We start from the raw sequence: 17,781 nt of genomic DNA, 5'->3' as shown, positions 1-17,781 counted from the left end.
GAAAATTGCTGCGGGGGTGCGGCGCTGCACACATAGTTTCATGCATAAAAAGCCCATTGTGTGGCACACTGCGCGCTCGCATATTACGTTGTCGCGGGAGCGCATGAGCATCATCAAACAATTTCCCTTCGAGTGGCAGGTCGGCGTGCGCTATACGCGCGCCGGGAAGCGCAGTGGCCGCAACAGCTTCATTTCCTTCATTTCCCTCATTTCCGTGGCCGGTATCGGCCTGGGCGTGGCCGCCCTGATCGTTGTCCTCTCCGTCATGAACGGCTTCCAGAAGGAAGTCACCGACCGTTTGATGTCGGTGCTGGCCCACGTCGAGGTGTTCGATACCAGCGGTTCCATGCCAAACTGGCAGGCGCAAGAGCGCGCCGCCTACGCCAACCCGCAAGTCAAGGCAGTGTCGCCGTTCGTGGAAACGCAGGGCATGCTGCTGAACGATGAAACCATGCGCCCGTCCATCGTGCGCGGCGTACTGCCGCAGCAGGAAGCGACCGTCTCCAGCGTGGCGAGTCAGATGAAGCAGGGCAGTTTCAAGGATCTCACGCCAGGCTCGTACAACATCGTGCTGGGCATCGACCTGGCCAAGGCGCTCGACGTGAAAGTGGGGCAGAACGTGACCCTGATGCTGGAGCGCGAGCCAAGGGCGGGCGACCCTGCCAATGGCATCGTCATGCCGCGCATGCGCGCGCTCAAGGTGGCCGGCATCTTCGAGGCAGGCCATAATGAACTTGACGGCAGCCTGGCCTTCGTCAATATGGCTGATGCGCAGCAGCTGCTGCAGCTCGACGGCCCGTCCGGACTGCGTTTGCGTCTGCATGACATGAACCAGGCGCCGCAGGTGGCGCGCGAACTCAAAGCGTCTATGCCGGGCCAGCTGTGGATGCGCGACTGGTCGCGCGCCAGTGCCAGCTGGTATGCGCTGGTGCAAAGCCAGAAGAACATGATGTTCATTATCCTCAGCATGATCATCGCCGTGGCCGCGTTCAACCTGGTCTCGACCCTGGTGATGTCGGTCACCGACAAGCAGGCCGATATCGCCATTCTGCGCACGCTGGGCGCCTCGCCGTTTTCCATCATGAAGATTTTCATGATCCAGGGCGCGCTGGTGGGCTTGCTGGGCAGTGCGCTGGGCGTGATCGGTGGCGTCGTGCTGGCGCTGAACGTGGGCGTCATCGTGCCCTTCATCGAAGGCATTTTCGGCCTGCACTTCATCTCCAAGGAAATCTACCAGATCAGCGCCGTGCCGTCGGATGTGCACTGGCTGGACGTGGCGCAGATCGGCCTGATCGCCTTTGGCCTGGCGCTGGTGGCGACGATTTACCCGAGCTGGCGCGCCGCTAGAGTCAAGCCGGCCGAGGCGCTGCGCTATGAGTAAGAAAATTACCCCCAAGGCAGAACCTGGGGTCGGACCCTCAGGGTCCGACCCCGGCACTTCGCCGTTGGGTCAGCACGGTGGCATGTCGCTTACACAAGAATTAATCACATCACAAGCATGTTAAAAAATATTCCCTTCGAATGGCTGGTCGGCCTGCGCTACACGCGGGCCGGCAAGCGCAGTGGCCGCAACAGTTTTATCTCTTTTATTTCCCTCATTTCCATGGCCGGCATCGGTCTGGGCGTGGCGGCGCTGATCGTCGTGCTGTCCGTGATGAACGGCTTCCAGAAGGAAGTGACGGACCGCATGCTGTCCGTGCTGGCCCACGTGGAAGTGTTCGACAACAGCGGCAGCATGCCGGACTGGCGCGCCGAAGCGGCGCAGGCGTTCAAGAATCCGGCCGTGAAAGGCGCCGCGCCGTTTGTGGAAACGCAGGGCATGCTGCTGCGCGACGACGCGCTGCGTCCCGCCATCGTGCGCGGCGTGCTGCCCGAGGAAGAGCCGAACGTGTCCGACGTGGCCGGCCAGACGCGCATGGGCAGCTTCAAGGCGCTGCAGCCGGGCACCTTCAATATCGTGCTGGGCATCGAGCTGGCGCGCGCCTTGCGCGTCAACCTTGGCGAAAAGGTCACGCTGATGCTGGCGCAGGGCCAGGTCACGCCGGCCGGCGTGCTGCCGCGCATGCGCAGCTTTACCGTCAGCGGCATCTTCCAGGCGGGCCACAATGAATTCGACGCCGGCCTGGCCTTCATCAATATCGAAGACGGCCAGCGTTTGCTGCGCCTCGACGGCCCGTCCGGCCTGCGTTTGCGCCTGGTCGACATGAACCAGGCGCCGCAAGTGGCAGCCGAATTGAAAAAATCCATGCCGGGCGACCTGTGGCTGCGCGACTGGTCCAAGCTGAACGCCAACTGGTTCGCCGCCGTGCAGACGGAGAAGCGCATGATGTTCATCATCCTGACCCTGATCATCGCCGTGGCCGCGTTCAACCTGGTGTCGACCCTGGTGATGACGGTGACGGACAAGCAGGCCGATATCGCCATTTTGCGCACCCTGGGCGCTTCTCCCCGCTCCATCATGAAAATCTTCATGATCCAGGGCGCGCTGGTGGGCATCCTGGGCACGCTGCTGGGCGTGGGCGGCGGCGTGCTGGTGGCGATGAATATCGACGTCATCGTGCCCTTCATCGAGCACCTGCTGGGCGTGCAGTTCCTCTCCAAGGATATTTACTTCATCAGCACCGTGCCGTCCGACCTGCGCTGGCCCGACGTCAGCAAGATCGGCGTGCTGGCCGTGATCCTCGCCTTTTTGGCGACCCTGTACCCAAGCTGGTGGGCTGCCCGCGTCAAACCTGCGGAAGCCCTGCGCTATGAATAATCCTATGACTACTACCATGACCGATCTGAACAAACCTGCCTCCAACAGCGGCGCCACCGTGCTGTCCTGCCGTGGCCTGGGCAAGACTTTCACGCAGGGCAGCTACAAGGTGCAGGTGCTGGCCGGCATCGACATCGACGTCCACCGTGGCGAGCGCGTCGCCATCGTCGGCGCCTCGGGCTCCGGCAAGTCGACCCTGCTGCACCTGCTGGGTGGCCTCGATACGCCCACCAGCGGCAAAGTCACCCTGCTGGGCAAGGATTTCGCCACCCTCAGCGAAAAGGCGCGCGGCGACTTGCGCAACGCCTCGCTGGGCTTTGTCTACCAGTTCCACCACTTGCTGCCCGAGTTTTCCGCGCTCGACAACGTCGCCATGCCGCTGATGATACGGCGCATGAAGCGCGCGCCCGCCACCGACCTGGCGCAGCAGATTCTCACGCGCGTGAACCTGGCCAAGCGCGTCACGCACACGCCGGGCGAATTGTCGGGCGGCGAGCGCCAGCGCGTGGCCCTGGCCCGCGCGCTCGTCACGCAGCCGGCCTGCGTGCTGGCCGATGAACCGACGGGCAACCTCGATCACGCCACGGCCGAACAGATTTTTGACCTGATGCTGGAATTGTCGCGCACCCTGGGCACGGCCTTCGTCATCGTCACGCACGATATCGAACTGGCCAAGCGCTGCGACCGCGTGCTGCGCCTGACGGACGAAGGGCTGCAGCCTTATCAATACTGAGCAATATTAAGGAGCTGCCATGCTGTGGATCGACACGCACTGCCACCTCGACGCGCATGAATTCGGCAGCGAATCGCTGCAGGTGGCGGCGCGCGCGCAGCAGCAGGGTGTGGGCATGATCGTCATTCCCGCCGTCGAACGGGCCAATTTCGCCATCGTGCGCGACCTGGCGGCAGCGGCGCCCAACGCTTGCTATGCGCTCGGCATCCACCCGATCTACGTGCCGCACGCCACCGACGACGATTTGATCGCCCTGCGCGAAGCCGTGGCGCAGGCCATGCATGACCCGCGTTTCGTCGCCATCGGCGAGATTGGCCTCGATTTCTTCATCCCCATGCTGTGCGAACCGGCCATGCGCGCCAGGCAGGAGCATTTTTTGCGCGAACAGCTGAAGATCGCCCGCGACTTCGATTTGCCCGTGCTGACCCACGTGCGCCGCTCGCAGGACATCGTCCTCAAGCACGCGCGCCAGATCCGTCCGAACGGCGGCATCGCGCATGCGTTCAATGGCAGCTTCCAGCAGGCGCAGGGTTATATCGATCTCGGTTTCAAGCTCGGTTTCGGCGGCGCCATGACGTTTACCCGCGCGCTGCAGATACGCCGCATGGCCACGGAACTGCCTTTGGCGTCCATCGTGCTGGAGACAGATGCGCCCGACATTTCCCCCAGCTGGCTCCACCCGGGCCGCAACAGTCCCGAAGAATTGCCGCGCATCGGCGCCGTGCTGGCCGAATTGCGCGGCCTGGAAATTTCGCAAGTGGCGGCTGCGACCAGCGTCAACGCGCGCGCCGTGCTGCCCCGACTACCTTTGATGGAAGCATGAGAATGATAAAAACGATACTCGCGGCCGCGCTGGCCTCCGGCATGGCACCGGCCATGGCCGCTGGCCAATGCGACGGCTTTCCCCGCCTGGACGTCACGACGCCGGCCGGCTTTTGCGTGGCCGTGCTGGCCGACGGTTTGAAATTCCCGCGTGGCGTGCTGCCGCTGACGAATGGCGATATCCTCGTCACGGACATGGCGGGATGGGCGCCGAAGCTGGGCAAATTGTGGCTGTTGCAGCGCAAGGCGGCCGGTCCCGGGTATGAGCGCAAGCTGCTGCTCGACAAGCTCGATCGCCCGAACGGCATCGTGCAGGGACCGGACGGCATGGTCTACGTGGGCGAGGTGGGACGCATCTTCCGCTTCGACTTGCGCGATCCATCGCGTGCCCTCACCGACATCATCGGCGGCACGGCGAAGACGCCGCGCCTGCCGGGCCTCGGTTTGCACCTGCTGACGACCATGCGTTTCAGCCCCAAGGGCGATCTGTATGTGAACGTGGGCTCGAGCACCGACCACTGCGAGAACGATGGCAAGGCGCCCGACCCGGCCAAGGCCTGTGCTTCGGCGGAAGGCCCGGAAGCGCTGGGCGCCATCCGCGAATACACGATGGCCTGGCCGGCCGGCACGGTGACAAGCTGGCGCACGCATGCGCGCGGCTTGCGCAATTCGATGGCGCTGGCTTTTCACCCGGCTACGGGCGAGCTGTGGCAGGCGGAAAATGCGCGCGACGCCATCCAGGCCGCCATGCCGCAACTGAAAAGCGACGAGAACCTGCCGCAGGAAGAACTCAATTTGATCAAGGCCGACCGGCATTACGGCTGGCCGTACTGCTACGACGATAACGTCGCCAGTCCTGAATATCCGAAGACGGCTTGCTCCGCCCAATACGCGGCGCCACAGCGCCTGCTGCCCGGCCACGCCGCGCCGCTGGGCATGACGTTCTACACGGCCAGCCGTTTCCCTGAACTGTACAAGAATAGCCTGATCGTCGGCTACCACGGCTACCGCAGCAACGGCCATCGCCTGGTGGCCCTGCTGCCCGACAAGGCGGGGGCGCCGCTGGGCAAGTCCGTCGAATTGATCGGCAACTGGGAACGCAAGGGCAAGCAGGGCAGGGGCGCGCCCGTCGACGTGAAGCAGGGCCAGGATGGCGATATCTATATGGCCGACGACCATAATGGGCTGGTGCTCAAACTGCATTTCGAGGTGGTCAAACCGTAATGCATATCGCTTGACTTCGCTCAGTGCGGGGCCGCCGCATCTTCTTACAATCGGCCTGATGTTCCCTGTCGAGCAGGGGCAACGGGAGGCTGACGTGAAACCTGCATTCACCAATTTGCGTGAAAATTATTCGAGCGTGGCGGCCGTCGACCAGGCGGCCCTGTTCGGCGAAATCGGCTGGGAAGATCTGATCGGCAAGGACAGCTTTGCCAACACTTGCGCCATCCGCGTCAGCCTGGCGCTGATCAAGGCGGGCATCGCGCTGAAAGGTCGCATGGCCATCCGCAGGGGGCCATTCAAGGGTGCGCTGATCGAACCGGGACAAGCCAAGCTGGCGCACATGCTGGCCAGCCCGTCGATGTTTGGCGCGCCTGAGAAATTCGCCAGGGATGCCGCCATGGCCGGCGTTGGCCAGCGCCAGGGCCTGGTCGCCTTCTTCCGCATCCCGGGCTACCTGGGCGGCGCGGGCGGGCATATCGACATCCTGCTGCCATCCGTCGGCGTGAAGGCCTGCGGCAGCGAATGCTACTGGGATTGTGGCGAGGTCTGGTTCTGGCCACTCGGTTGACGCTTATTTGAACTTTTTGCTGGAGCGTCCGCGCGAAGCCGCATTGTGCGCGCGCAGGATGGAGTCGACCCGCTCCGACGCATCGCGCGACAGGTTTTGCGCCACGGCGATATCGGGGAAGAATTCGGGCAGGCGGTAGCTGAGCCACGCATACGCCGAGTAGTAGCGGCAAGTGTCTTCCACTTGCTGCAGATTTTGCGTGCCACCGCCGTACGCATGCTGGCGCAAGGTGCTGGTTTTTCCCTGCGACAGATTCTTCGACCAGTGTTCCCACGCCGTTTGCAAGGACGGCACCTTGCTCGATATCGGCACCAGCGACAGGGTGAACTTGTCGGCCACGGACAGGGGTAATGTGTCGAGCCAGACGGCACGGTCTTGCTGGTCTTGCGTGATGCGGGGGAAGAAGAAGCCGTCCGGCACGTCGATGTTGTGGATGAAGCGGCGCAGCAGTTTTGACAGCGACAGTTCGCCCGTCACCGACGAAATGCGGTGCAAATGTTCCAGCGAGGGCGCCACGGCAAAGCCGCTGGTGTTCAGCGGATGCAGTTTTTCCTTCAGCAGCGCGCGCATCACTTCATGCGTCTCGTTGTCGTAGCCGGCCACGAGTCCCTCTTCATGCACGCCATAGCGGCCCGCGCGCCCGGCGATCTGGCGCGCCAGCGCGGCCGAAATCTCTTCCTCTTCGCGGCCATTGTATTTGACGCAGGTGGTCATGACGATGCGCGCGATCGGCATGTTCAGGCCCATCGCCAGTGCATCTGTGCCGACGACGATATCGGCCGTGCCGTCGCGGAAGCGCTGCGCCTGTGCGCGCCGCACTTCGGGCGACAGATTGCCGTAGACGGTGGCCACTGACAATCCCGTTTCCGTGATCATGTCGCGCCACATCAGTACTTCGCGGCGCGAAAAGGCGATGACGGCGTCGCCGCGGCGCAGGTTGCGCACCTTGCGCACGGCGCTCGGCTCCATCGACAGGGGCGCCATGCGTTTCAGAACGTGCACTTCCAGGGGGCAGTCCAGGCGCTCGGCCAGCGCCTCGATGGCGCGCCGCGCTTCCGGCGCGCCCACCAGGTAGACGGTGTGGGCCGGCGCACCGCAGACGGCCGCCGTCCACGCAGCGCCCCGGTCCGGGTCGGCCAGCATCTGGATTTCATCGATAACGGCCACCTCGACGACGGTTTTCGTGTCCAGCATTTCCACCGTGCTGGCCACGTGCGTGGCGCCGTCGACGACGCGGCGTTCCTCGCCCGTGATCAGGCTCACGGCCAAGGGTTTTCCGTGCGGCGCGGCTTCCTGCAGGCGTTCGTAGTTTTCCAGGGCCAGCAAGCGCAATGGCGCCAGATAAATGCCGCTTTTTGCTTTCACCAGCGCTTCCATCGCGCGGTGCGTCTTGCCGGAATTGGTCGGCCCGAGCAGGGCGATGAAGCGGCGCGGCAGGCGGCGCGCCATCTCGAACGAGGCCGGATACTCGGCCAGGTTGATGCTCTGGCGCGTGCGCGCCGCATGCTGTTCTTCCTGCTGGCGCTCGATGGCGTGATTGAAGCGCTGGCGGATGCGGTCGAAGACCATGCCTGCCGGCTCGGACGTCTGCATGTCGGCCAAGGTGTGCAGGAAAACCATCGGGTCCGTGTCCACGTCTTCGCTCAGGCCCGCGATATCGGCGACGAAATCCATCACATGCTGGCGCAGCTCCTCGAAGACGGCCGCGCTGGCCCGTTCGCGCACCAGGGCCAGTTTGGCCTCGCGGTCCATCTTGCGCCACTTGGCCGGCCGCGCCAGCACGCCCTGTGCTGGCACCAGCGCATACGGCACCAGCAGATGCCCGGCCTTGACCGTGCCGGAAAAGCGCACGAAGACGCGGCCTTCCATCTTGACCAGGCGGATATGTTCGGCCAGTTCCCCCAGTTCCGCGACCAGGGTGGCGTCGTTATTGTCTTCGGTGCTGTCGGAAATGTCGCTGGAAGTGTCGGGAGGAAGTGCGGAGGAAGTCATGTCGTGCCTGGGTGATGAAGTAAGCGAGGCCGATTATACCGTCGATGGGGACGGGCGGTGGTGGCGCCAGCCTCGGCGTTTGCATGTTCAGGCTGCACGTGCGTGCACCAGGCGCAGGCCCCAGCCGGTAGCGATTGTCCCGTCACCGGCTTGCAGCGGCGTCACGGCATCCAGGAACGCGCTGCGCAGGCGCTGCCTGTCCTCGTCGTCCAGGCGGTCGATATCGTAGGTGTCAAGCAGGGCGGCCCACAGTGCGGCCGGCGTGGGCGTCCATGGCACGTTGATGTCGTCGAATTCAACGTCTGCGAAACCGGCATCGAGCAGTTCGCGCCAGCCCGCTTCCGACCCCGCGCGCCGGTCGCCGAAACGCAGCGGCGGCAACGCGTCGCTGGCGATGGCCTTGAACACGCGCATGAAAACGTCGTTCACTTCGCCCAACAGGAAGGTGCGGCCGACAATGGCCGCAAACTGGCTGCCTGGGCGCAGCACGCGGCGGATTTCCTGCATGACCTGTTCAATGTCGTCCATCAGCATCAGCGCCATGTGCGAGACGAGATAGTCGACGCTGGCCGATGGCACGTCCAGCGCCTGGGCGCGGCCTTGCAGCAGCCGTACTGACGGGGGCAGGGCGGCGCGCGCCACAGCCAGTTCGGCCTCGCTCATGTCGACGCCGAGCAGTTGAAGCCCGTTTTGTTGCCGGGTGGCCAGCAATCCCAGCAAATGACCATCGCCGCAGGCCAGGTCGAGCACGCTCAAGGGCGTATCGATGGCCGGTATCAGGCTGGCCAGCACGTCATAGGACGAGGCCCAGCTGCCGGCGGCGGAGTGGGCCGGCAGATGGGCAAACGCGGCACTGGTCACGCCGACTTGCCGCTGATGAAAGTCTTGCAAATAGGTTTCCGCCGCTGTCAGTGGGGTCATGCAAGGTCCGTAAAGTCGTGGCGCCCTGGCGCCGGGTGGTCATCTTAGCATGAGGAAAGTGTCGCCTGCGGTGGTGGCGGATGGCGTGCATGCGCGTTCTTATCCACGCACCATTGCGCCAGATCAGACGGTAAAGAGTGGAAAGCGATCACAGTATCTGAGCCCCTTTCGCAGCGAGCGGATTTTGCCTTGATCCTGCCTTCTTATGCGCACCCTGATACTCGGCTTTGCCGCTGGCGCCGCCTGGCTGCAAACGCAGGCCAGTTTGCCGCCCCATGCTGGCGTGCTGCTGTGGCTGATCGCTGGCTCAGGGTTCATGGTTGGTCTGGCGCTGCGCCGCCACGCGCGTTGGCGCTGCTTTGTCGCGCTTGCCGCTGGTGCGGGATTGGGCTTCTATTGGGCCGCCTGGCTGGCCCAGGCCGCCATGGCGCCGCAACTGGCGCTGGCCGACGAGGGGCAGGACATCATCGTCACGGGCACGGTGGCCAGCCTGCCGTACCGTTTCGAGCAGGGCGTGCGCTTCAATTTTTCTGTGGACAAGGCAGTTGGCGCGCAGGTGCCGCCTTTGATCGCGCTGTCCTGGTACGCGGGGTTTCGTGACGAAGTGACGAACGAGGTGGGCGACGTGCAGCCGGGTGAACGCTGGCGCCTGACGGTGCGGCTGCAGCGTCCACATGGCAACGCGAATCCCATGGGCTTTGACTACGAGGCGTGGCTGCTGGAGCAGGGCGTGCGCGCCACGGGCTATGTGCGGCCGCAGCCGCGCGCCGATACGCCGAACGTGCGCCTGGCGGCCTTCGTGCCCGGCTTCGGCAACGTGGTGGAGGCCAGCCGCGCGGCGTTGCGCGCGCGCATACTGCGCAGCCTGGAAGGCAAGCAGTATGCGGGCGTGATCGTGGCACTGGTGGTGGGCGACCAGCGCGCCATCCCCCAGTCGGACTGGCAAGTGTTCAACCGCACGGGCGTGAGCCATTTGATCTCGATATCGGGTCTTCACATCACCATGATCGCGGGACTGTTCGCCCTGGGCGCGGGCGCGCTGTGGCGGCGCTCGTTTTTCACGGAGCGGCAACTGCCTTTGCTGTTGCCGGCGCAAAAAGTGGCTGCCCTGGCCGGCGCGCTGGCGGCATTTGTGTATGTGCTGCTGGCGGGCTTCGGTGTGCCCGCGCAGCGCACCTTGTATATGTTGCTGGTGGTGGCGCTGGCCTTGTGGCTGGGGCGCATCACCAGCATAGTCCACGTGCTGTGCCTGGCGCTGGGTGTGGTGGTGGTGCTCGATCCGTGGGCCGTGCTGTGGCCCGGTTTCTGGCTGTCATTCGGCGCCGTCGCCAGCATGCTGTACGCGACGGCGGGCCGCACCACGGCGCCCTTGCCGCAGGGCGCCAGCCGCTGGCGGCGTTTGCGCGCGGCTGTGGCGCTGGGCGCGCATACGCAGTATGTGGTGACGGTGGGGCTGGTGCCCTTGACGATGCTGCTGTTCTCGCAAGTCTCGCTGGTCAGCCCCGTGGCCAATGCGCTGGCCATTCCCGTCATCAGCCTGGTCGTCACGCCCTTGTCCCTGGTGGGCAGCCTGCTGCCCGCGCCCCTGTCTGACGGGTTGCTGTTGCTGGCGCACGCCATCGTGCAGATGCTGGCGCAGGTGCTGGAGTGGCTGGGGGCGCGCCGCTTTGCCGTGTGGGCGGCGCCCGCGCCGCCAATCTGGAGTTTTTGCTGGGCATTGTTTGGCACGGCCTGGCTGCTGGCGCCACGCGGATGGCCCCATCGCTGGGCCGGCATGCTGGGCTGGCTGCCCCTGCTGACGGCCTTGCCGTCCAGCCCGCCACCTGGCCAGATGTGGGTCACGGCCTTTGACGTGGGCCAAGGCATGGCCGTGCTGGTGGAAACGCACGCTCACCGCCTGCTGTACGACACGGGACCCGCCTACAGCCTCGACTCCGATGGCGCCAGCCGGGTCATCGTGCCTTACTTGCGCGCGCGCGGCATAGCCAGGCTTGACGGCGTGATCATTTCCCACAGCGACCTCGATCACGCGGGCGGCGCCGTATCCTTGCTGGAAAACATAGACGTAGGCTGGCTGGCCTCGTCGCTGTTCGACGGCCACCCGGCCGTCGATGCCCGGCGGCAAGCCCGGCGTCCGTATCTGCACTGCATGGCGGGCCAGCGCTGGAGCTGGGAAGGCGTGCACTTCGCCATGCTGCATCCGCTGCCCGCCAGCCACACGGACATTGCACTGAAACCGAACGCCCGCAGTTGCACCGTGAAAATCACGGCGGGCAAGCATGCGATCTTGCTGGCCGGCGACATCGAAGCGGCGCAGGAAGCGCAATTGCTGGCGCGCTCGGCAGACGGCGAGCTGGCGGCCGATGTGCTGCTGGCGCCCCATCATGGCAGTGGTACTTCGTCGACACAGGCATTTTTGAACGCCGTCCATCCCGGTCTGGCGATCTTCCAGGTCGGGCACCGCAATCGCTATAAACATCCGAAGGCGCAGGTGTATGCGCGCTATGGCGACATGGGGATCACGCGGCTGCGCACGGATGTGGAAGGGGCGGTAGTGCTGGAGTTTGGAACGGATATTGAGGTGACGCAGTATCGCGCGAGCCGGCCGCGTTACTGGCATGGGCGCTAACGCTTCCAGCAGGCCCTGTCAGATGCTAGTTAGCCGTTCATCCGGTATCTCCATCCCTCGCTTCTTTACATACTCCAGAAATAGCCTTGCCCCCTTGGCCATGCGCGAGGTGCCATACACGGCATGGATGCTGGGATCGAGCTCCTTGGACGACGTCAGCCGGTACGCCGTGCAGACGCGGCGTAGCGTTCCTGCAGCCACGGCCGGTTCGGCCAGCCAGCTGGCCAGGCGCACGATGCCGGCGCCTTCCAGGGCTGCTTGAAAAGTGGCGATGCCGGAAGTGAAGCGGAAGCGCGGCTGCACCTGGTAGCGCACGTTGCGTTCCGTGGAGACAAAATGCCAGTCGCGCAGGATGCGCGGGGCTGAGTGCATGATGATGTCGTGGCCGGCCAGTTCTTCCGGTTCGTCGGGTGCGCCCATGCGTTGTATATAGTCGGGCGAGGCGTACATGTAGCGGCGGTAGTTCCACAGGGGATAGCCGATCAGCTCGCTCGACTGGGGGAAGGCGCCGCGGATGGCGAAGTCCAGCTTTTCCTGGATGGGGTCGATCGATTTGTCCGAGAAATGGATGTCCACCGAGACGTTCGGATAATCGCGCGAAAATTGCGCCACCACCTTCGGCAAGAAGCCCAGCGAGAGGATTTCCGGCGCCGAGAGGCGCACCCAGCCTTGCGGCGAGTTGCTCAATTCCGCCAATTGGTCTTCCGCCTCGGCCTGCGTTTCCAGCAAGTGCTTGGCCGACGCGTAATACGTTTCGCCGGCCGTCGTCAGGGTGAACTGCTTTTGCGTGCGCAGGATCAGCTCGGCGCCGATGGCGTCTTCGAGGAACTGGATGGCGCGCGTGACGGCCGATGGCGAGCGTCCCAGCATGCGCGCCGCGTGGATGAAGCTGCGCTTTTCCACCACGGTGCAAAAGGCGCGGATCTCCCACATCAGTTTCATCGACATCGCGTGACTCCCGGCAAAAGTGGCCAGTAGACCGCACGGAGCGCATTCCGTCAAGCGTTACGCCCGATTGCGTTTTCCGCAATTTGAAGTTGCATCCGGAAAAATCCACGGCGCCTATACTGCCGCTGTCGCCCATTCCTCATTGCCTATCATGCTGACCATCTCGCTGCTGTGTTTATTTGCCTTCTTTGCCGGCCTGATCGATGCCGCCGTGGGCGGGGGCGGGCTGATACAGCTGCCGGCCCTGTTCAATCTGATGCCGAACATGGCTTCCACGTCCTTGCTGGGCACGAATAAACTGGCGTCGGCCTGCGGCACCACGTTTGCCGCCCGTTCCTTTGTCGGCAAGGTGCACATCCCCTGGCTGCTGGTGCTGCCCGCCGTGGCCAGCGCCTTCGTCATGTCCTTCCTCGGCGCGGCCGCCGTATCGTATGTGCCGCAGCAGGTGGTGCGGCCGATGGTGCTGGTGTTGATCATCATCATGGCCATCTACACCTTCATCAAGAAGGATTTCGGCACGACGCGCGAAGCGCGCCCCATCGGCCCGCGCGAACGCATCCTCGCCATCGTCATCGGCGGCGCCATCGGCTTTTATGACGGCCTCTTCGGGCCAGGCACGGGCAGCTTTTTGATTTTCCTCTTCATCCGCGTCTTCGGCTTCGATTTCATCCTCGCCTCGGCCTGCTCGAAACTGGTGAATATCGCCACCAACGTGGCCGCGCTGGCTTTCTTCATTCCCGCTGGCCACGTGGTGTACGCGGTGGCCGCACCGATGGCCGTGTGCAATATCCTGGGCGCCCTGACAGGCACCTGGATCGCCGTGCGCCGCGGCGCCGCCTTCGTGCGCATCCTCTTCCTCGTGCTGCTGGTGCTGCTGATCTTCAAGTTGTCCTACGACATTTTCTTCAAGTAAGTTTTTAGACGACGACAAGCCATGAAAACCATCCAGGGCGTGCTGTGGGATAACGATGGCGTGCTGGTCAACACCGAGCAGCTGTTTTACGAAAGCAACCGCGACTTGCTCTCGCCCTTCGGCATAGACCTGACGCCAAAGCAATTCTTTGACTGGTTCCTGGACAATAACTACGGCGCCTGGCATGTGCTGCTGGGGCAGGGCCACGCCATCGAACTGGTCGAGCGCCTGCGCGCCGAGCGTACCGTGCTGTTTGCGCAACGGCTGCGCCAGGCGCCTGGGCTTGCCATGCCCGGCATCGGGCAAGTGCTGGCTGCGCTGCGCCCGCATGTGGCCATGGGCGTGGTGACGAGCGCCTATGCACAGCATTTCCAGATCAGCCATGCGGCCACGGGCATGTTGCCTCACTTCGACTTCGTGCTGACGCGTGAAATGTATGGCGAAAGCAAGCCTGCCCCCGACGGCTACCAGCTGGGCTTGCAGCGCCTGGGCCTGTCCGCCGCCCAGTGCGTGGCGGTGGAAGATTCGCCGCGCGGCTTGCGCGCCGCCAGGGCCGCCGGGCTGGAATGCATCATCGTGCGCAATCACATGAACCGCGAGCATGCGTTCGACGATGCCTTTTGCGTGGTGGAATCAAGCGCCGAGCTGGGCGCGGTGCTGGCCTCGTTCGTGCCCGGCATGGCCCAGGCGCGGGGGCAATTAGAGGCCTTCCTCTGATACGGCTTGCCGGCATGCCATTACAATTGCCTATCGCATTCACCGGCACCATCCCACGATGACACTCCCGCAACTGCACTTTGCCCATGCCAACAGCTATCCTGCAGGCACCTACCGCAAGCTGTTCGGCCTGCTGGGCCAGCACTACAGCGTGCAGGCGCTCGACATGCATGCGCACGACCCCGCTTACCCCGTCAGCACGGGCTGGCCCGAGCTGGTGCGCGAGTATATCGATGACCTGGAACGCCGCTACAGCGCGCCCGTGATCCTGGTCGGCCATTCGCTGGGCGGCATGCTCAGCGTGATGGTGGCCAAGCAGCGGCCCGACCTGGTGCGCTGCGTGGTCTTGCTCGATTCGCCCGTGGTGGCGGGCTGGCGCGCCTTGCTGGTGCGCCTGGCGCGCAATACGGCGCTGGGCGAGCGGTTTTCGCCGTCGCGCTTTTCCGCCCGGCGGCGCAAGCTGTGGCCCGATGCGCAAGCCGCGTATACCCACTTTGCCGCCAAGGACATGTTTGCCATCTGGGCGCCGCAGGTGTTGCGCGACTACATCGACAGCGGCCTGGTTCCCCATCCGGACGGGGTGCAGCTGCGCTTTACGCGCGAAGTGGAAACGGATGTCTACCGCAGCTTGCCGCATCACATCGGCGGCCTCGTCAAGGATGGTTTGCAGGTGCCCATCGGCTTTATCGGTGGCACGGAATCGGTGGAATGCCGCCAGGCGGGCTTGAAGGCCACGCGCAAGCTGGTCGGCAAGTTTTTCCGCCAGGTGCCGGGCGGCCATCTGTTTCCCATGGAAAACCCTGAACTGACGGCGCAAGTGGTGCGCGAGATGATCACTGCATTGCTGGCGAAACAGTAGCCTGAGACCAACGATTTTCATCTTGCAAGGGCCAACAGTGGCGGATTTTCGCGTAAAATCCTGCCATTCGGGCCGCGCCTGCAGCAGGCGTGCGGCCCCCGCCATTCCGATATTCTAGAAAGAACCCTCTGCGATGACGATTAAAAGCGACAAATGGATACGCCGCATGGCTGAATCAACGGGCATGATCGAGCCGTTCGAACCGGGCCAGGTCAAGGAACGCGACGGTAACCGCATCGTTTCCTATGGCACCTCCAGCTATGGCTATGACATCCGCTGCGCCGACGAGTTCAAGCTGTTTACCAACATCAACACCACCATCGTCGATCCCAAGGATTTTGACGCGAATAACTTCGTCGATGTGTCCGGCAAAGGCTATTGCATCATCCCGCCGAACTCGTTTGCACTGGCCCGCACGGTCGAGTATTTCCGCATTCCCCGCAATGTATTGACGATTTGCCTGGGCAAGAGCACCTATGCGCGCTGCGGCATCATCGTCAACGTCACCCCGTTCGAACCGGAATGGGAAGGTTTTGTGACCCTGGAGTTTTCGAATACGACACCGTTGCCGGCGAAAATCTACGCCAACGAAGGCGTGGCGCAAGTGCTGTTCTTCGAATCGGATGAAGTGTGCGAAACTTCGTACAAGGATCGCGGCGGCAAATACCAGGGCCAGGTTGGCGTGACCTTGCCCAAGACCTGATCGCTGGAAGGGTGGGGCGCCAGCCGTCTTTCCCTGTCTTTACCTGCCTTTACACCTGCCGCCCTACATCCGCGCCCCTGCCTGCCGTTAACCTTGGTATCGACACATTCGGGAGGCATCATGGTAGCGGCAATCGGTTCAAGCGGCGCAGTCAGCGCGGCCAGTAGCGCCAGTTCAGGCAGCAGTTCGCAGATCGCGGCGCTGCAAAAGCAGATCACGGCGGCGCAAAAAGAGTTGACGGAATCACAAAAGGGCACGCAGACGGAGGCGTCGCAAAAGCTGCAACAGCAGCTGGCACAGCAAATCCAGGCCTTGCAGGCGCAAATTGCGCAACTGCAAGCGGCCGCCGCGCAACAGGCGGCGCAGCAAGCTTCTCAGACGGCCAGCAGCGCCGATACGGCGACGAGTCCGGCCCAATCGACCTCGTCTACCTTGGGCAGCATCATCGATACGCAGGCGTAACAGCATATCCGTGCATCAAAACACCAGGCTCGCCGACAGGTCAGCCTGGCGTTTTGACGGGCAACAGCATTTCCACGCACAGCCCGCCACCACTGCGCAAGCTGGCCCCGATACGTCCCCCATGGGCGCTGATGACGTGCTGGGCGATGGCCAGGCCCAGGCCATGACCGTCCGTGCTGTGCTGGGTATGGCTGGCGCGGAAGAACGGTTGAAAGATGCTGGCCAGGTCGGCGCTGGCCACGCCGGGGCCCCGGTCCAGCACGGCGATGCGCAGCAGATCCTGCTTGCCGTCGTGCAGGCGCGATAAATTTACTTCCACCGTGCCGCCGTCGGGGCTGTGCTTGACGGCATTGCGCACCACGTTTTCCACGGCGCGCGCCAGCAGTTCCGGCCGGCCCGTGACAGCGGCGTCGGCGATGGCCGCGTCGCCCGCCAGGGCGATGCCCACCTGGCGCGCCTTCGCTTCGTAGCGGGCGTCTTCCATCATGTCGTGCAACAGGTCGGCGATGTCGACGTCTTCGCTGAGGGGAGAGGCGGCGCCCGCTTCCAGCCGCGACAGGGTCAGCAGTTCCCCGATCAGCTTATCCATGCGTTCGCTTTCGCGTTCGATGCGCTGCATCGAGGCGTCCATCTTGTCCGGCTGTTGATGCGCCAGACCGATGGCCGCTTGCAAGCGCGCCAGCGGCGAGCGCAGTTCGTGCGATACATCATGCAGCAAGCGCGTCTGGCTTTCCATGAGGCTGCGCAAACGGCCCGTCATGCGGTCGAAATCACGGCCCAGGTCCGTCAATTCATCGCCGCGCTTGCCGCTGGCGTGAAAACGCGGCGCCAGGTCGCCATGCGAGGCGGCCTCGAACGCTTGCCGCAGGTCGCGGATGGGACGCGCAAAATACCAGGCCAGCAAGAAGGAGAACAGCAGGCTGGCGGCGATGGCGGCGGCCAGGGGAATGAAGGTGCGGTAGGGACTGTCCATGCGCGGTCCGGGCGGCATGCCGCGGCCGAAGTCGCCGCGTGGCGGCGGGGCGCCCGCTTCGCTGGGCCGTGGACCGGCTCCCATGCCGTGCGGGCCGCTCAGAGTGACGGCGTTGAGCGTGTCGCGCGCGGCGCCCGCCTCGCCAGTGCGAAAGCGCTCGGACGAGGGCAGGAACAGCAGGTAGCGCACGCCGTCGCTGCTGATCACCTCACGTACCACGGCATGGGGCGCGCCTTGCGCCAGCAGCGCGCGCGCCTTGTGGAGTATGGCCGGATGGACCCTGCGGCCCATCAGCTCTTGCCCTTTGGCATCGACGGCAAACACGCGCATGCGTTCGAGCTTGCCCAGGAATTGCCGCAAGGCCTGGCTGCCGCCCGCTTCCACGGTGGCGCTGGCGGCCTCGATGATCATTTGCGCGGGCGGACTGGTGTCGATGTCGAGGGCGCGTTCCTGCTGTGCCGCCCGGTTTTTCAGCCAGAAAGTGCCGCCGATGCCGATGGTGGCCGTTACCTGCGCCAGCATGATGCACAGAAAAAACTTCCAGAACAAACGGCCCACG

The 17,781-nt window shown here is 64.1% G+C and carries 16 protein-coding genes; 12 read left to right on the top strand and 4 right to left on the bottom strand.

Annotated elements, in window-relative coordinates; genetic code table 11:
* Window positions 1-103: 103 nt before the first annotated feature.
* The 6 genes from CNX70_RS17745 (at window position 104) to CNX70_RS17720 (ending at window position 6,105) form a co-directional block, all read left to right on the top strand.
* Window positions 104-1,381 carry a lipoprotein-releasing ABC transporter permease subunit gene (locus CNX70_RS17745; RefSeq protein ID WP_096238526.1) on the top strand — a complete coding sequence of 426 codons (1,278 nt, stop codon included), beginning with the start codon at window positions 104-106 and terminating at the stop codon, window positions 1,379-1,381.
* Between the two features lie 117 nt (window positions 1,382-1,498).
* On the top strand, window positions 1,499-2,758 hold the full coding sequence (locus tag CNX70_RS17740) for a lipoprotein-releasing ABC transporter permease subunit (protein ID WP_096235796.1): 1,260 nt from the start codon (window positions 1,499-1,501) through the stop codon (window positions 2,756-2,758).
* Window positions 2,751-3,491 carry a lipoprotein-releasing ABC transporter ATP-binding protein LolD gene (lolD, locus tag CNX70_RS17735; protein ID WP_425269190.1) on the top strand — a complete coding sequence of 247 codons (741 nt, stop codon included), beginning with the start codon at window positions 2,751-2,753 and terminating at the stop codon, window positions 3,489-3,491. The genes CNX70_RS17740 and lolD overlap by 8 nt, the downstream gene beginning before the upstream one ends.
* A 22-nt stretch (window positions 3,492-3,513) precedes the next feature.
* Window positions 3,514-4,314 carry a TatD family hydrolase gene (locus CNX70_RS17730; RefSeq protein ID WP_096238525.1) on the top strand — a complete coding sequence of 267 codons (801 nt, stop codon included), beginning with the start codon at window positions 3,514-3,516 and terminating at the stop codon, window positions 4,312-4,314.
* Complete coding sequence (locus CNX70_RS17725) at window positions 4,311-5,537, top strand: PQQ-dependent sugar dehydrogenase (protein WP_244198841.1); 1,227 nt, start codon at window positions 4,311-4,313, stop codon at window positions 5,535-5,537. The genes CNX70_RS17730 and CNX70_RS17725 overlap by 4 nt, the downstream gene beginning before the upstream one ends.
* Window positions 5,538-5,631: 94 nt before the next feature.
* Entirely contained in the window at window positions 5,632-6,105 is a 474-nt protein-coding gene (locus CNX70_RS17720) for a T6SS effector amidase Tae4 family protein (RefSeq protein WP_157751096.1), read from the top strand.
* 3 nt (window positions 6,106-6,108) lie between these two features.
* Here CNX70_RS17720 and CNX70_RS17715 read toward each other — a convergent pair whose 3' ends face one another.
* Both CNX70_RS17715 and CNX70_RS17710 read right to left on the bottom strand, forming a co-directional pair.
* A complete protein-coding gene (locus CNX70_RS17715) occupies window positions 6,109-8,097 on the bottom strand; it encodes a helicase-related protein (protein ID WP_096235793.1) in 1,989 nt (662 codons plus the stop codon).
* Between the two features lie 87 nt (window positions 8,098-8,184).
* Window positions 8,185-9,018: a class I SAM-dependent methyltransferase gene (locus tag CNX70_RS17710; protein WP_096235792.1), complete on the bottom strand. Its 834-nt coding sequence runs from the start codon at window positions 9,016-9,018 to the stop codon at window positions 8,185-8,187.
* Between the two features lie 205 nt (window positions 9,019-9,223).
* Between CNX70_RS17710 and CNX70_RS17705 the strand changes: the two genes are divergently transcribed.
* Window positions 9,224-11,647 carry a DNA internalization-related competence protein ComEC/Rec2 gene (locus CNX70_RS17705; RefSeq protein ID WP_096235791.1) on the top strand — a complete coding sequence of 808 codons (2,424 nt, stop codon included), beginning with the start codon at window positions 9,224-9,226 and terminating at the stop codon, window positions 11,645-11,647.
* A gap of 18 nt (window positions 11,648-11,665) precedes the next feature.
* On the opposite strand, the gene CNX70_RS17700 is transcribed toward CNX70_RS17705, so the two are convergent.
* Window positions 11,666-12,595: a LysR family transcriptional regulator gene (locus CNX70_RS17700; protein WP_096235790.1), complete on the bottom strand. Its 930-nt coding sequence runs from the start codon at window positions 12,593-12,595 to the stop codon at window positions 11,666-11,668.
* Between the two features lie 151 nt (window positions 12,596-12,746).
* On the opposite strand from CNX70_RS17700, the gene CNX70_RS17695 reads away from it, so the two are divergent.
* The 5 genes from CNX70_RS17695 (at window position 12,747) to CNX70_RS17675 (ending at window position 16,249) form a co-directional block, all read left to right on the top strand.
* A complete protein-coding gene (locus CNX70_RS17695) occupies window positions 12,747-13,508 on the top strand; it encodes a sulfite exporter TauE/SafE family protein (protein ID WP_071076827.1) in 762 nt (253 codons plus the stop codon).
* A gap of 21 nt (window positions 13,509-13,529) precedes the next feature.
* Window positions 13,530-14,225 carry an HAD family hydrolase gene (locus CNX70_RS17690; RefSeq protein WP_096235789.1) on the top strand — a complete coding sequence of 232 codons (696 nt, stop codon included), beginning with the start codon at window positions 13,530-13,532 and terminating at the stop codon, window positions 14,223-14,225.
* Window positions 14,226-14,283: 58 nt separating this feature from the next.
* Window positions 14,284-15,084, top strand: a complete 801-nt coding sequence (locus tag CNX70_RS17685) for an alpha/beta fold hydrolase (protein WP_096235788.1) — start codon at window positions 14,284-14,286, stop codon at window positions 15,082-15,084.
* Between the two features lie 133 nt (window positions 15,085-15,217).
* On the top strand, window positions 15,218-15,787 hold the full coding sequence (gene dcd / locus CNX70_RS17680; RefSeq protein ID WP_071076830.1) for a dCTP deaminase: 570 nt from the start codon (window positions 15,218-15,220) through the stop codon (window positions 15,785-15,787).
* 120 nt (window positions 15,788-15,907) lie between these two features.
* A complete protein-coding gene (locus tag CNX70_RS17675; RefSeq protein WP_096235787.1) occupies window positions 15,908-16,249 on the top strand; it encodes a FlxA-like family protein in 342 nt (113 codons plus the stop codon).
* A 40-nt stretch (window positions 16,250-16,289) separates the two neighbouring features.
* Here the strand turns inward: CNX70_RS17675 and CNX70_RS17670 are convergent, their stop codons facing one another.
* Window positions 16,290-17,780, bottom strand: coding sequence for a sensor histidine kinase (locus CNX70_RS17670; RefSeq protein ID WP_096235786.1), 1,491 nt, complete (start codon window positions 17,778-17,780; stop codon window positions 16,290-16,292).
* Between the last annotated feature and the right edge of the window lies 1 nt (window position 17,781).

It is taken from the genome of Janthinobacterium svalbardense (assembly GCF_002327145.1).
GTDB classification, from domain to species: Bacteria; Pseudomonadota; Gammaproteobacteria; order Burkholderiales; family Burkholderiaceae_D; genus Janthinobacterium; species Janthinobacterium tructae.
The sequence above is the reverse complement of the archived record's forward strand: the minus strand, read 5'-3'. Positions and strand labels throughout refer to the sequence as shown.

Excerpts from the sequence above, each read along its gene's own strand:
- CNX70_RS17745 (WP_096238526.1), top strand. The coding sequence starts at position 104 with ATGAGCATCATCAAACAATTTCCCTTCGAGTGGCAGGTCGGCGTGCGC.
- CNX70_RS17695 (WP_071076827.1), top strand. The coding sequence starts at position 12,747 with ATGCTGACCATCTCGCTGCTGTGTTTATTTGCCTTCTTTGCCGGCCTG.
- CNX70_RS17710 (WP_096235792.1), bottom strand. The coding sequence starts at position 9,018 with ATGACCCCACTGACAGCGGCGGAAACCTATTTGCAAGACTTTCATCAG.
- CNX70_RS17685 (WP_096235788.1), top strand. The coding sequence starts at position 14,284 with ATGACACTCCCGCAACTGCACTTTGCCCATGCCAACAGCTATCCTGCA.
- CNX70_RS17725 (WP_244198841.1), top strand. The coding sequence starts at position 4,311 with ATGAGAATGATAAAAACGATACTCGCGGCCGCGCTGGCCTCCGGCATG.
- CNX70_RS17700 (WP_096235790.1), bottom strand. The coding sequence starts at position 12,595 with ATGTCGATGAAACTGATGTGGGAGATCCGCGCCTTTTGCACCGTGGTG.
- dcd (WP_071076830.1), top strand. The coding sequence starts at position 15,218 with ATGACGATTAAAAGCGACAAATGGATACGCCGCATGGCTGAATCAACG.
- CNX70_RS17690 (WP_096235789.1), top strand. The coding sequence starts at position 13,530 with ATGAAAACCATCCAGGGCGTGCTGTGGGATAACGATGGCGTGCTGGTC.
- CNX70_RS17675 (WP_096235787.1), top strand. The coding sequence starts at position 15,908 with ATGGTAGCGGCAATCGGTTCAAGCGGCGCAGTCAGCGCGGCCAGTAGC.
- lolD (WP_425269190.1), top strand. The coding sequence starts at position 2,751 with ATGAATAATCCTATGACTACTACCATGACCGATCTGAACAAACCTGCC.
- CNX70_RS17740 (WP_096235796.1), top strand. The coding sequence starts at position 1,499 with ATGTTAAAAAATATTCCCTTCGAATGGCTGGTCGGCCTGCGCTACACG.
- CNX70_RS17705 (WP_096235791.1), top strand. The coding sequence starts at position 9,224 with ATGCGCACCCTGATACTCGGCTTTGCCGCTGGCGCCGCCTGGCTGCAA.
- CNX70_RS17715 (WP_096235793.1), bottom strand. The coding sequence starts at position 8,097 with ATGACTTCCTCCGCACTTCCTCCCGACACTTCCAGCGACATTTCCGAC.